Origin of the sequence: Paraburkholderia pallida (genome assembly GCF_004524855.1) — a bacterium.
GTDB lineage: Bacteria > Pseudomonadota > Gammaproteobacteria > Burkholderiales > Burkholderiaceae > Paraburkholderia > Paraburkholderia oxyphila.
Genome location: NZ_CP038149.1, coordinates 738,211 through 750,675 on the forward strand (window position 1 = coordinate 738,211; position 12,465 = coordinate 750,675).

Annotated in this window: 11 protein-coding genes; 3 read left to right on the plus strand and 8 right to left on the minus strand. The window is 67.8% G+C overall.

All coding sequences use genetic code 11. The annotated features are described in order from the left end of the window. Positions 1-3: 3 nt before the first annotated feature. The 4 genes from E1956_RS18505 to E1956_RS18520 form a co-directional block, all read right to left on the minus strand. A complete protein-coding gene (locus E1956_RS18505) occupies positions 4-765 on the minus strand; it encodes a DUF4410 domain-containing protein (protein WP_134751734.1) in 762 nt (253 codons plus the stop codon). Between the two features lie 201 nt (positions 766-966). Continuing rightward, entirely contained in the window at positions 967-2,340 is a 1,374-nt protein-coding gene (locus tag E1956_RS18510) for an ATP-binding protein (protein ID WP_232071710.1), read from the minus strand. Next, positions 2,340-3,053, minus strand: a complete 714-nt coding sequence (locus tag E1956_RS18515; protein WP_134751736.1) for a response regulator — start codon at positions 3,051-3,053, stop codon at positions 2,340-2,342. Before E1956_RS18515 ends, E1956_RS18510 begins: the two co-directional genes overlap by 1 nt. A gap of 306 nt (positions 3,054-3,359) precedes the next feature. Next, positions 3,360-4,400: a hypothetical protein gene (locus E1956_RS18520; protein WP_134751738.1), complete on the minus strand. Its 1,041-nt coding sequence runs from the start codon at positions 4,398-4,400 to the stop codon at positions 3,360-3,362. Positions 4,401-4,666: 266 nt separating this feature from the next. Between E1956_RS18520 and E1956_RS18525 the strand changes: the two genes are divergently transcribed. Both E1956_RS18525 and E1956_RS18530 read left to right on the plus strand, forming a co-directional pair. After that, on the plus strand, positions 4,667-5,575 hold the full coding sequence (locus tag E1956_RS18525; RefSeq protein ID WP_134751740.1) for a sterol desaturase family protein: 909 nt from the start codon (positions 4,667-4,669) through the stop codon (positions 5,573-5,575). 190 nt (positions 5,576-5,765) lie between these two features. Further along, positions 5,766-6,476: an SDR family NAD(P)-dependent oxidoreductase gene (locus tag E1956_RS18530; RefSeq protein ID WP_134751742.1), complete on the plus strand. Its 711-nt coding sequence runs from the start codon at positions 5,766-5,768 to the stop codon at positions 6,474-6,476. 46 nt (positions 6,477-6,522) lie between these two features. Here the strand turns inward: E1956_RS18530 and E1956_RS18535 are convergent, their stop codons facing one another. The 4 genes from E1956_RS18535 to E1956_RS18550 form a co-directional block, all read right to left on the minus strand. Beyond that, a complete protein-coding gene (locus E1956_RS18535; RefSeq protein WP_134751744.1) occupies positions 6,523-6,846 on the minus strand; it encodes a hypothetical protein in 324 nt (107 codons plus the stop codon). Positions 6,847-7,179: 333 nt separating this feature from the next. Further along, positions 7,180-8,760, minus strand: coding sequence for a PepSY-associated TM helix domain-containing protein (locus E1956_RS18540; RefSeq protein ID WP_134751746.1), 1,581 nt, complete (start codon positions 8,758-8,760; stop codon positions 7,180-7,182). A gap of 98 nt (positions 8,761-8,858) precedes the next feature. After that, positions 8,859-11,285, minus strand: a complete 2,427-nt coding sequence (locus E1956_RS18545; protein ID WP_232071712.1) for a TonB-dependent receptor — start codon at positions 11,283-11,285, stop codon at positions 8,859-8,861. 230 nt (positions 11,286-11,515) lie between these two features. Continuing rightward, positions 11,516-11,881, minus strand: coding sequence for a DUF2946 domain-containing protein (locus E1956_RS18550; protein WP_134751748.1), 366 nt, complete (start codon positions 11,879-11,881; stop codon positions 11,516-11,518). 100 nt (positions 11,882-11,981) lie between these two features. Between E1956_RS18550 and E1956_RS18555 the strand changes: the two genes are divergently transcribed. Continuing rightward, the gene (locus E1956_RS18555; RefSeq protein ID WP_134751750.1) at positions 11,982-12,461 is read left to right on the plus strand and encodes a hypothetical protein; all 480 of its coding nucleotides are present in this window, start codon (positions 11,982-11,984) and stop codon (positions 12,459-12,461) included. Positions 12,462-12,465 lie beyond the last annotated feature (4 nt).

A 12,465-nucleotide genomic window follows, 5' to 3' on the forward strand; every position in this document is an offset into this window, starting at 1 on the left:
CGATCAGCTAGCCTTGCTGACCGGCACCCAGCCGTATTGCGTGGCCGCTTGCGCAAGCTGCTTCGCGATCGAGGTGGCGAGCTTGCCGGCGTCGGCGGTGGTCGTGTCGCGCTTCGCCTCGGACGCGCCGTGCAGCCCCGCGCCCGCCGCCGCCGACATGGCCACGTGGCCCGCTGCCGCGCCCACGCCCGCTGTTTCCGCCATGCCGGGCATATGGCCGCTGTCCGCCTTCGCCTCGAACGTGACGAGCGATTGCGGCGCGCCGTTGGCCGGCAGGTACGACACGGCAATGGTCGCGCCCACTTCGCTCTTGCCCGCGCCGAGCCCGATCAGGACGCGGCGGCGACGGCTGCCCGCATCGACGGTATCGATGCGGCCTTCGACCACGATCGCGCTGCGTCCCGCCGGCACGGGGCCGTCCACGCGCAGGGCGGGCAGGCCCATCTTCTGCAGCTGCGCGACGATGTTGTCGGCCAGCTTCTCGCGCGCCGCGAGCGCCATCTGTTGCTGCTGCTGCGCCGACGATTCGCCGCTCGCCATCATCTTGAGCTTCTGCGCCATGCCGCTGTCGAGTTTCACGACATCGGGCGAGATCTCGAACGCGGACACGTAGATCACCTCGGCGCGCACTTGCGGCAGCGGGCCGGCTGCCTGCAGCGCGTTCGCGGCCGACGCGCAACCCGAAGCGAACAGCGAGCCTGCGAGCAGGGCTGCGCCAGCGAAACGACGGGTCTTGTTGAAGAGGGTGTGGAGCATCGTGTTCATCTCGGGGTGCCTGGGTGCTGGATCCGCTATTCGCCAGTTAATCAGGATATCGAAATAATGGATCGGGTTCATGAGGGCCGGCGGGACGTCTTGCCTGCTCTTGTTTCCTGGCAGCGCGTGTCGCTCGGTACAGACGCAAGTATGGGATAAGGTGCGTGCTGACGCCACGCGCGAATTATGTCGCTCTATGTCGCGCGCGCGTCATCCGTGCGCGGCGGGCTCCGGAAACGGGGCGCGTTCGAGCGGCAGCTTCACCACGGCTTCGAGCCCGCCGCCCGCGCGGTCGGCGAAAGTCAGCGAGCCGCCGTGCAATCGTGCGATTCGTTCGACGATTGCGAGCCCGAGGCCGGTGCCGCCCGTGTGGCCGCGCGCGTTGGTCCCGCGGCTGAACGGCGATTTGAGCCGCTCCAGCTCTTCTGCGCGGATACCGCTGCCGCGGTCACAAATGGCCACGCAGGCGTGGCCGTCGGCCTCCCACGTCCGCACGCCCAGGCCCGTGCGGCCATAAACGACGGCGTTCTGCATCAGGTTCATCAACAGGCGCATGACGGCCACGGGCCGGAACGCGAAATGGGGCAGATCGCCTTCTTCGAAGTCGAATTCGTGCCCGAGCCCCGCGAAGTCGGCCACGAGCTGCCCGACGAGCGCGTTGAGGTCGCCCGGCTGCGGTGCTTCGCGCTCGCCGCTGCCCGCGTAGTCCATGAACTGCTGGAGGATCGTGTCGATGTGGTCTAGATAGCCTTCGGCGGAATCGACGAGCTTGTCGTTGGTGCCGCGCGGCAACGCCATGGCGATGGCGAGGCGCAGCTTCGTGAGCGGCGTGCGGATGTCATGCGAGACGCCGGCGAGCATCAGTGCGCGCGTGGCTTCGGCTTGTTGCAGCGCGGCGGTCATTTGATTGAATGCCTGGCTAACCTGAGCGATCTCGGTCGGGCCGTCGGTGGGCAGGGGCGCGGGTGCATCGCCGGCGCTCACGCGGCGCGCCGCATGAGCGAGATCGGCGAGCGGGCGGTTCAAATGCCGCTGGATCAGCCAGCCCGTGAACGCCGCCAGCAGCGCGAGGCCGATCGACAGCACGATGGCCGTGGTGATGCCGCTCGCGCGCGCGTCGGCGGTCATCGGCAGGGTCACCCAGACGGGCTCGCCCGCCGCGTGCACGCGTATCCAGAGGCGCTCTTCGTCTGATGTTTCCCAGCGCACCGGCATGTCGGCAGGCAGATGGCGCTGCAGCGCCTCGATGAAGACGTCGCGCTGCCAGGTCTGGAAAACATACAGCGGATTCACGCCGGGCAAATCGACGCTCGAGGCGGGCGCCTCACGGTGGGCGTTCAGGCGCGCGGCGGCGGCGCGGCCTTCGGCCGGCGGCATCGAGGCAAGCGTGCCGTCGAGCATCTCGACGTAGTCGGCGAAGATGATCGAGGCGCGCTCGATCCGCGGGCGCTGCACGAAATGCAGCAGCGCCGCGAACGAGCACACCTGGGTGAGCGCGACGAGCGCCACCAGCAGCGCGATATTGCGCGAGAGGAGCGAGCGCGGCAGCCAGCGCGAGGGCGTGAGCATGAACGTGTGACGCATCAGGCGTCGACGCCGGCCACCAGCATGTAGCCGATGCCCCAGACGGTCTTGATGAAGCGCGGCTTGGCGGGATCTTCCTCGACGATCTGGCGCAGCCGCAGGATCTGCACGTCGACGCTGCGGTCGAGCGCGGCGTGGTCGCGCCCGCGGGCGCGCGCGAGCAGGTTCTCGCGGCTCACGGCGCGGTTCGGCGAGGAGCCGAGCGCGTGCAGCAGCAGCATCTGCGCCGAATGGATCTCGACGGGCACGCCGTCGCGCATGAGCGTTTGCTGGCCGACGTCGAAGACGAAATCGCCGAAGCGCAGCCGCTGTGTCGTGACCGTGGGGTCGCCCGCGGCCATCTTCTGGCGGCGCAGCAGCGCCTTCACGCGCGCGACGAGCTCGTCGGGCAGAAAGGGCTTGGCGAGGTAGTCGTCGGCGCCGGTTTCGAGGCCGATCACCTTGTCGGCGGCATCGCCCTTGGCCGTGAGCATGAGGATCGGCAGCGTATGGCCTTCCGCGCGCAGCCGGCGGCATACGCTCAGGCCGTCTTCGGGCTCCATCATGAGATCGAGCACGAGCAGGTCGTAAGGCTCGCGCTGCAGCATGCGGTCGAGGCGCTTGCCGTCGGCGACGGCGCGCACTTCGAAGCCATGCCCGCTCAGGAAGCGCTGCAGCATGTGGCGCAGCTCGGCTTCGTCGTCGAGCACGATGATCCGGTTTGCCTGCTCCATGGGCCGCCTCCGGCGGTGGTTGCTGCGCTGCGGGATGAGAATGCGTCCGGCGCCGTGCGGCGCCGTCATTCAGGTGCGCGATTCAGGCGCATTGATAAGGGGTGCTATCGGCTTGCGGCCGCTCCTTCGATATTAGATGAGCAGAGCGTGCATGAACGTCGTGTCGCGCACGTTGCGCGGGAACTCGCGACGCCGTGGGCAGGCAGTGCGCTCGTGGCCGTGGCGCCCGGATCTGCCGGCTGGGCGCTCAGGCCGCAGCGGGGCGGACGGCGAGCGCCCGTGGAAACGGGCGCCGCGCGTTAGCGATCAGGCCCAATGCCCGGGCACCCAGACACCGCCTGCCCAGTGGCCCGGCACCCAGATCGCAGCGCGCGGGGCCGAGACGTAGACCGGACGCGGGGCGACATAGACAGCGTGCGGCAGCGGGCGGCCGACATACACGACGCGCGGCGCGGGCGGCGCGACGTACACGACCTTGGGCGCGGGCGGCGCGACATACACGACCTTCGGCGCCGGCGGTGCAACATAAACCGGCTTCGGCGGCGGGGGCGCGACGTACACGGTCTTGGGCGCCTGGGCGACGACGACGGTGTTCGGCGCCGGCGGCGGGGCCACATAGACCGTGTTGGCCGGCGGCGGGGGCGGCGGCGTGACGACCACCGGCGCCGGCGCGACAGCCACCGTGGAGCCCACGGCCACCGTGGACCCGCCCTGGACCACCGTGGTCCCGCCCGTCGTGACCGTGCCGCCATGGACGACGGTCGTGCCGCCCGACGTCGTCACCACGCCCGGTGCGACGCTCGTGGCGCTGCCCGAGTGCGTGACCGTGCCGCCTTCGCTGCCCGTGGCCGTGCCCGAGCGATAGCAGGTCGAGCCGGAGCAGCTGGTCGAGGCGTTGTGGCTCACGCTGTTGCCGTTCGCAGCGGTGACCGTGCCCGAAGACGAGTACTGACCCGGCGCCGTGCGCGTCACGCTGCCCGAGGTCGAGGCGCTGCGGCCGTCCTCGCCCGTCATGCTGCCGGTGTGCGAGCAGGTGCCGCCTGCGCAGCTCGTGTCGCCGGAATGCTGGACCGAACGCCCGTTCGGGCCGACTGCCGTGCCGCTGTTCGAGAACTGTCCCGGCGCGGTGCGCGTGACGGTGCCCGTGTTGGTCGCGACGCCGCCCCACGGGCCGGCCACGCCGCCCGCATGCGAGCAGCTGCCGCCGCCGCACGAGCCGTAGTGCGCGCCGTTGTACGTGCCGCGCGGCGTGTAGGCGGTGCCGTGGCCAGACCAGCCTGCGAAAGCCGGTGCACTGGCGAGGGCGAAGAGGGCGGCGACGAGGGCGGAGCGGGTGAGCGATTTCATCGGGGATCCTTGCGTTTCGGTTCGGAGCACGCAGTCGGCGTGTCAGCGGAACGAACTATAGGGCGATCCCTTGTGCGAGTCTCGCGCAAAACCATGTCGCGGTATTTCACGCCGGACGCACGACATGCGGCGACATACTTTGTCGGTGGTTCTGGGCGTCGCGCGCCACTACAGTGCGGTTCATCCGACGCGACGCCCGATTCAGCAGCGCACAACGCGTCCTTTTCAACACCGCGCCAGGCGCTTCTACTCGCACACCATTCATCATGCTATCGACAGGAAAACTCGCGTCTTATGTCACGCTCTTCATCGTTGCCGCCTCGCTGATCGAGGCGGCGGTGCTCTCGCTGCGCAAGCGCTGCGACGGCCAGGCGCCATTCAACTGGTCCGAGGTCTGGCTCTCGCTCGCCGATCTCGTCGGACGAAAACTGTTGGCGTTCCTGCCCATTTCGCTCGCCACGCCGATCTTCCACTTCGCCTGGGAGCATCGTCTCTTCACGCTGACGATCGATAACGTCCTGCTCGTGCTGCTCGTGTTCGTCGGCCAGGAATTCTGCTACTACTGCTATCACCGCGCCTCGCACCGCATGCGCTTTTTCTGGGCCTCGCACGCGGTGCATCATTCGCCCAACCAGCTCACGCTGACTTCCGCGTACCGCCTCGGGTGGACCAGCAAGCTTGCCGGCCCGGTTTTCTTCTTCGCGCCGCTTGTCTGGCTCGGCGTACGCCCGGAAATCGCGGTGGCGATTCTCTCGTTCAACCTGCTCTATCAGTTCTGGCTGCACAACACCTGGATGCCCAAGCTCGGCTGGCTCGAATACGTGTTCAATACGCCTTCGGCGCATCGCGTGCATCATGCGTCCAATGTCGATTACCTCGACGCGAACTATGGCGGTGTGCTGATCGTGTTCGACCGACTGTTCGGCACGTACGTCGCAGAGCGCGCCGAGGAGCCGTGCCGCTACGGGCTCGTTACGCCGACGCGTTCGCGCAATCCGCTCGTCGTCGAGTTCGAGCACTGGGCGAGCCTCGCGCGTGACATCGCCGCCGCGCCGAATCTGTGGACCGCCGTGTGCCACGCGATCCTGCCGCCGGGCTGGCGCGCGGACGGCAAGGGCGAAACCACCGAGGAGCTGCGCCGGCGCAGTCTGGCAGCGACGCGGACCGAGGCCTGAAATACCGGGCCGTTGCGGCACCAGGCGCGCTTGAACACGGCTGTGCATCGATCCTGCCGCGCAGGAAGCGGCAGTTGATGGGATCGGCGCGCTCGGCTAACGTTGCGGCTCGCGGCGGCCACGAGCCGCCGCGGCGATTTTCAACCCACCGTTCGAAACCACCCGAACGAAAGACAGGCAGGCGCTCAAGATGGATAACTCAGTGAATGGCAAGACGGTGGCGATCACCGGCGGCTTCGGCAGTCTCGGCATGGCGAGCGCGCAGTTTCTCGCGGCGCGCGGCGCGCGCGTGGCGCTGATCGGCCGGGGCGCGGCACCCGGCGGCGACGCGTGGCCCGCGACGCTCGCCCAGGCGGTGCGCATCGGCGGCATCGACCTCGTCGACGCCGGCGCGGCGAACCAGGCGCTCGAGACCGCGAGCGAGGCGCTCGGCGGGCTCGATGCGCTCGTCAACATCGCCGGCGCATTCCGCTGGGAAACGATCGCCGAAGGCGACGCGCGCACGTGGGACACGATGTTCGATCTGAACGTGAAGACGGCACTCAATGCGTCGAAGGCGGCGCTGCCGCACCTGCTCGCGCGCGGCGCGGGCCGCATCGTGAATATCGGCGCGGGCGCGGGCCAGAAGGCCGGGCTCGGGATGGGGGCCTACGCGGCTTCAAAGGCGGGCGTGGCGCGGCTCACCGAGGCGCTGGCCGAAGAGCTCAAGGACAAACGCGTGACGGTCAACGCGATTTTGCCGAGCATCATCGACACGCCGCAGAACCGCGCCGACATGCCCGACGCCGATTTCACGCGCTGGGTGCAGGCCGATGAAATTGCGGCGGTGATCGCGTTCCTGATTTCGTCGGACGCGCGCGCGGTCACCGGCGCCGAGATTGCGGTGAACGGGCGCGTTTGAGGGGCGTTTGGCGCGGGCCAGGGCCTGTTATTAGCGTGAGCAGGCCCTAGTGCCCGTGCCCGCCGCCGTGAACGCCGCCGCCGCTTTGCCAGGTGCTGCCGCCCCCGCCGTGCCAACCACCGCCGCCGCCATGCCAGCCGCCGCCGCCGTGCCAGCCGTGATAGTGGTAGCAGCATCCGCCGCCGCCGCCCCAGTAGGCAAAGCCGAAGCTCGGTCCGTAATAGTAGTCGGGGTAGCCGTATGCGTACGGATAGCCGTAAGCGTAAGGGTAGGGGTAGCCATAGCCGTACGTGGCGTCGTAATAGCCAGGGTAGGCGACGCAGCCTGCAAGCACCGCGGCTATCCCCAATGCAGAAATGAGCCGGAACACTGTTACCTCCTGTCGACCCAAGTTAGCGTTTTAGCTGTCGGCCGGAGTTAGTGCTTCAGCACTTACTCCGGCCCCATGCAAAGCTCTTACTTGGGTCCCATGCTTCGCGGTCGACCCGAGTTAGAGCAAAGCGCTTACTCGGGTCCCATGCTTCGCGGTCGACCGGCGCCAGGCGCAAAGCGCTTGCTCCGATCCCGTGCAAGGTCTCGATATTGCTTGGAAACCGGATTGCAGGGCCGGGTTCAAGGGCAATTGTGTCCTCAGATTACCGCAGCGCGTTCAATGCTGCTCGGGCGTGAAAGCGGGCCTCGCATGCGCACGACTGCCATTTCGTCAGGAAGACGAAAGATTGCGCGAGCGGCCGAAAGCGAGCCGGTCGAGCACCCACACGGCCACGATCGTCGCGCCCATCAGCGGGAAGATCACGCCGAGGACGACGAGTCCCGCCTTCCAGGCGCGCATGGGCGGCGCGGCTCGCTCGCGCGCGGGCGCACCGAGCCCGCGTGATGCGCGGGCGGGGCGGCGCAGCCACCACATTGCGAAGCCGGTGACGGCGAGCGCCGCGAGCCCGAGCGAGATCGCCGCGCAAATCAGCTGGTTCGCGAGGCCGAAGTAGCGGCCCATGTGCAGCGACGTGCCATACGAAATCGCCTGCGAGACCGCGCCGTAGTCGGCGTAGCGGATGTCCTTGAGCACCTTGCCGCTGTACTGGTCGATATAGACCGTGCGCTCTGCTTTCGGGTCCGCCGGAAAGTACGACACGACGTAGACGCCCGTTGCCGTTGCGGGCAGCGCGACGTCGTAGCCACTTTCCACGCCGAGTGCACGCATTTGCGCGACGACCTGATCGAGCGTCCAGCGCGACGTGGGCTGATGGTGCAACTCGCGCGCCCCGGGCGACTGCGGCACTGGCACCGCGCCCACAGCCCATGGCACGTTGGGCAGCGGCAGGTCGTCCATAACCATGCCGGGCATTGACGCCATGTCGTGGCCCGCGTGCTCATCGGCGGCGGCATGATCGGCATGATCGGCGTGGTTAGCCTGGCCCGCGGCAGCGCTCGCCTGCGTGCCTTGTGCGCCGGGCGGCGTCGACTGCAGCGCCAGGCCGCCACCCCACGCGCCACGCGGCGCGCCGAGACTCGCGCTCGTGGCGAGCGCCTTGAACTGCTTGCCCCACGAGCCCGTCCACGGCAAGCCGCTCACGACGAACGCGAGCGCGCCCACCGCAAGCCAGATGCCGATCGCGGCATGCAGGCTCTTCCAGAACGGCCGGCCCTTTGCGCCGAAGCGCGGCCACAGCGCGGCGCGCAGCATCGAACCCCATGCCGGGCCTCGCTCGCCGGGCTGGCGCGGCCACCACAGCGCAACGCCGGTCACGATCATCACGAGCGTCCAGCAGGCGGCCAGCTCCATCAGCAGCTCGCCAGGCTTGCCGAGCAGCAGCTTGCGGTGCAGCATGCGGTCCACCTGCATGAAGCGGCGCTCCACGTCGAGTGTGCCGAGCACTTCACCGTTGTACGGGTTCAGATAGACGCTCTCCTTGGCGCCACTGTCGAGCGCGAACACGAACTCGGCGCTGCGTGCCGGATTCGCTTCGATATGCGCGCGCACGGGCCGCGCGTCCGGCGGCAGCGCGGCCCGTGCCCGCGCGAGCAGGGCATCGGCGGGCAGGCGCGGCGTCGCGGCGGGCGCGACCACGAGCCGGTGCGGATACAGCAACGGCTCGATCTGCGGCTGGAAGCAATAGATCGTGCCGGTGATCGCGAGCACGATCAGAAACGGCATCACGAACAGGCCAGCGTAGAAATGCCAGCGCCATAGCGTGCGATAGCCGGGTTGAACGGTGCTGGCAGCGCGGGCGGCGCGCGTGTCTGGCGTGCCTCGTGTACCGGAGGCGGGCAGGGTATCGGACATCGGATGGGGTTCCTCGTGGTCCCGCGCGGCGGCGTGCGACGTATGCCGGGCCGGGGGTTGCGGTTGCGATTGCGGCAGGGACGAAGGCAGGCGCGTGTTCATAGGCCGAGCTTCGCCTCGATGTAGTACGTGCGGCCCGGATAGGGGTGGTAGACGAAGTAGCGCGCGTCGAACAGGTTGTCGATGCCCACGCCAATCTCGCTCTTCTTCGTGGGCCGGAACGTGTACTTGATATCGGCGACCGTGTACGTGCTCGTGCCGCCGAACACGTTCGGGTTGGTGTCGGTGTTGGTCAGCGTGTTGTACTGGCGACCCGAGTAGCGGGCCGCGAGCGTGAGCGCGTTGCGCGCGTCGAAGCGGTACGTTGCGACGAGATTCGCGCGCCACAGCGGAATCCGGTAGAAGTACTTGCCGACACTCGCGGGATTCTGCGCATTGGCCAGAATCTTCGACTGCGTGTACGCCACGTTTGCCGCGAGATCGAGGCCGCGCAGCATCACGTCCTGCCCCTGGTAGCTCGTCTCCACGCCGCGCGAGCGCACCTTGCCGATGTTCTGGAAGTTCGTCACGTTGGGAATGACCGTGGTGTCGGTCTGGCTGAAGATCGTGTTCTTTACGTCATCCTGAAACAGCGTGAAACGCCATAGCCCGTTCCAGTGCGCCCATTCGGCGCTGAGCTCCTTCGAAACATCGTCCTCGGGGCGCAGGTTCGGATTGTTGTTCACGATCGACGAGCCGTTCACCTGCCCCTGGAACAGTTCGCTCACGGTGGGGAAGCGATACGCGCGCGCGATGGAGGCGCGCAGCGTGAGGTCGTCGGTGACGTCGAACGACAGCGAAGCCTTCGGCGAAAGGTGATGGTCGCCGACGTTCGCATAGGGCACGCTCGAAGCGCCGAGTGCCTGGTAGCCGTCGTAGGCGCGCCAGTCTTCGTAGCGCACGCCGTAGACGAGCTTCCAGCGCGGCAGGAAGCGCCATGCGTCCTGCGCGTAGAACGCCTGCGTCCCGGTCTTGCCCGCGAACGCGTTGGCGAAGCTGCCCGCGCCGCCGTCGCGCCAGGCGAGCGTGTTCCAGGTCTGGTTGTCGACGACATAGTTGTCGTAGTGGTAGCCGAAGCTGAGCCAGTGCGCGCCCAGGCCCGCGTCGGGCCGCTCGGGCGTCCATGTCGTCCGCAGGTCGAGCGTCTTCCAGCCGGTGCCGTCGCCGAGCGTCATCGTGCCGGGGCCGTCGCCGGGGCCGCCGGACTTGGCCGTGCGCGCAACGCTGTTGCTAATGTCGTAGTACGAAGCAATGGCCTCGGCGTTCCAGCCGCTCGCCTGATGCGTGCGCAGCGTGACGCCATAGAGCCAGTTTTCGCTCCAGCCGCGGCTGGGCGCGAGCGCGGACGCCGGGATCGTGTACTCGTAGCCCCCCATCGACACCTTGCCGCTATAGACCGGGTTGCCGTTGGCATCGTAGAGGAACGTCGAGGTCTGGCTGTCGTAGGTCTGGTGCCAGTAGCCGAGCGTCACGCCGCCTTGCACGGTGGGCGTGAAATCGTATTGCATGCGCAGCTTGAACTGGTCCTGAACCGTGTGTTCGATGCCTTCGCCATTTACGCCCAGGACGGCCGTGGGCGTGTTGGTCTGATTGTTGTAGAAGTACGCGCCGTGGACGGGAATGTCGCCGGGCTTCGCGGGCGTGTTCGACTGGGCGAGCGTCGCGAACTGCAGCGGCTGGCTCGTATTCTCGAGGTGATTGACGCCTAGCAGGTACGAGAACTTGCCGATCGCATCGCCTATCGACGCGCTCATTTCGCTGCCGTTGAAGTTCTGGTTCACGCCGTAGAGACTGAAGTGCTGCGTGAACGCCTTCACGTCCGCGTTGGCTTCGAAGTGCTTCGGCATGCGCGTCGTGATCAGCACCGTGGCGCCGAGCGAGTTGCCCGGATAGAGCGCCGAATACGGCCCGTAGATCACGTCCACCTGCTGGATCTGGTCGGGAAATACCATCGACCAGCGCGGCGGAAACGAATAGCTGTTGCCGAGCAGATTCGAGAGCAGCAGGCCATCGGCATAGACGAGGCCGCGCGCGCTTTGCGTGTTGCTCGTGCCTCGCACGGCGATGATCGAATTGAGGTCGCCGACGAAGCGCTTGCGCACCGCCAGATTCGGCAGGTACTTGAGCACGTCCTCCGTGTTGACGACGTTCCAGTTTTCAAACTGCCCGGGCGTGATGGTCTCGACCGTGGCGGGCAGATTCGGGTCGACGGCGGGCGTGACCGCGCTGCCCGTGCCGGCGCTCGATGCGCTCACGGTGACGGTGGGCAGCGTGGCGTCGGCGGCAAAGGACGCAACTGGTGCGAACGACGCAAACGGCGCGAACAGGGACAGCGGTACGAGGCCAAGGCTTGCACGTACGCGCGGGCGCAAGGCTGGCTTGGCAGGTTGCTTGAACAGCGACCTGAACGGCGAATTGAAGGGCGTGCGAGGACACGCAAGCAGGGGCGAGCGAATGCGCGCGCCGCGCGGGGCGGGCGTGGACATGATGAGGTTTCCCGAAGGCGATGAACGTGCGGCCACACGTGAGCGCCGCGCTGACCGCCTCGAGCGGAATAGCGCGTGCTACGGAGCGCGTTTCGGGACGCTCGCGGCAATGGGCATTGCCGAGGCTATCGACAAAGCCGGGGCCTGCGCCCGATCATGCATGGGCGAGCGCAGCCTGGAGACGCGGGCGGGCGAGAGAAACGCGAACGTGCGGCCGATGACGGCAGTGTTCAGGCAACCAACGGTGGCGCGCGCGGCCTGCCCGAGGGGAAGGCGCCGAACGGCGTGTGGCGGGTGGAGAGCGGCGCGACGCGGTCGAGCGTGGCCACGAGTGCGCGCGTGGGCGCGGGCACGGGAACGCCCGGCATCGCGACGTGATGTTCGAGCAGATGGCAGTAGCCGCAAGCGCCGAATGCATCGTCGTGCGAAAGATGCGGCGCGGAGGATGCCGGCTGCAGCGCCGAGCACAGTGCCGCGTCGGGCTCGTGCGCCTGATGGGCGGCCACCAGTTGACTCACGAGCGGCGCAAGCACGATGAGCCACATGGCGACGAGGCCAAGCCATGCGGTCAACAGGGTGTGCTTGCGTGAATTCATGTCGGCGTGAGCGAAAAGCGCGGCGCAGTCTACCATGATGTGCGCAAGTCGAGGAGGCGGGCCGGCACGCTGAAGACGGTCATAAGCCGCTGCGTATCGGATGCGGGAACCTGCGCGAGGGCGCGAAAACCGGCTCGCGCGGGCCTTTTCGAAGGTGTTCTATGGCGAGCGCGGGCACGGCGAGCGACTATTGTTGCTGTCTGCAACGATTATGGCGCCGCGGGCTTCGCGGCGAACGATCATGCCCGTCTTTCCAATACGCCTCGCGCCCAGCCTGAAATGGATGGCCCGCACTGCCGAGCCCCGCGGCGTGCATGCACTGCGCCAAGGCGGCGGTGTGCTGCGGCACCACGCGGCGCCCAAACACGAAAGCGGTGTGCGGGCGACCTGTTGCGGCATCGAATTGCCCGACGCGTACGCGTTGCGGCTCGAAGCGCGCACGCATGCAACGCCGCACAATCCCGTCGGCTGCCCCCTCGAGGGCAGCGCGCTGCGTCTGTGGTGCGTGCGCAAGCTGCAGGGTGAGTGCCCACGAGCAGGCGCCTGCGGCGACCCCCGCGATTCTTCAGAGCTCACTTGAGCCA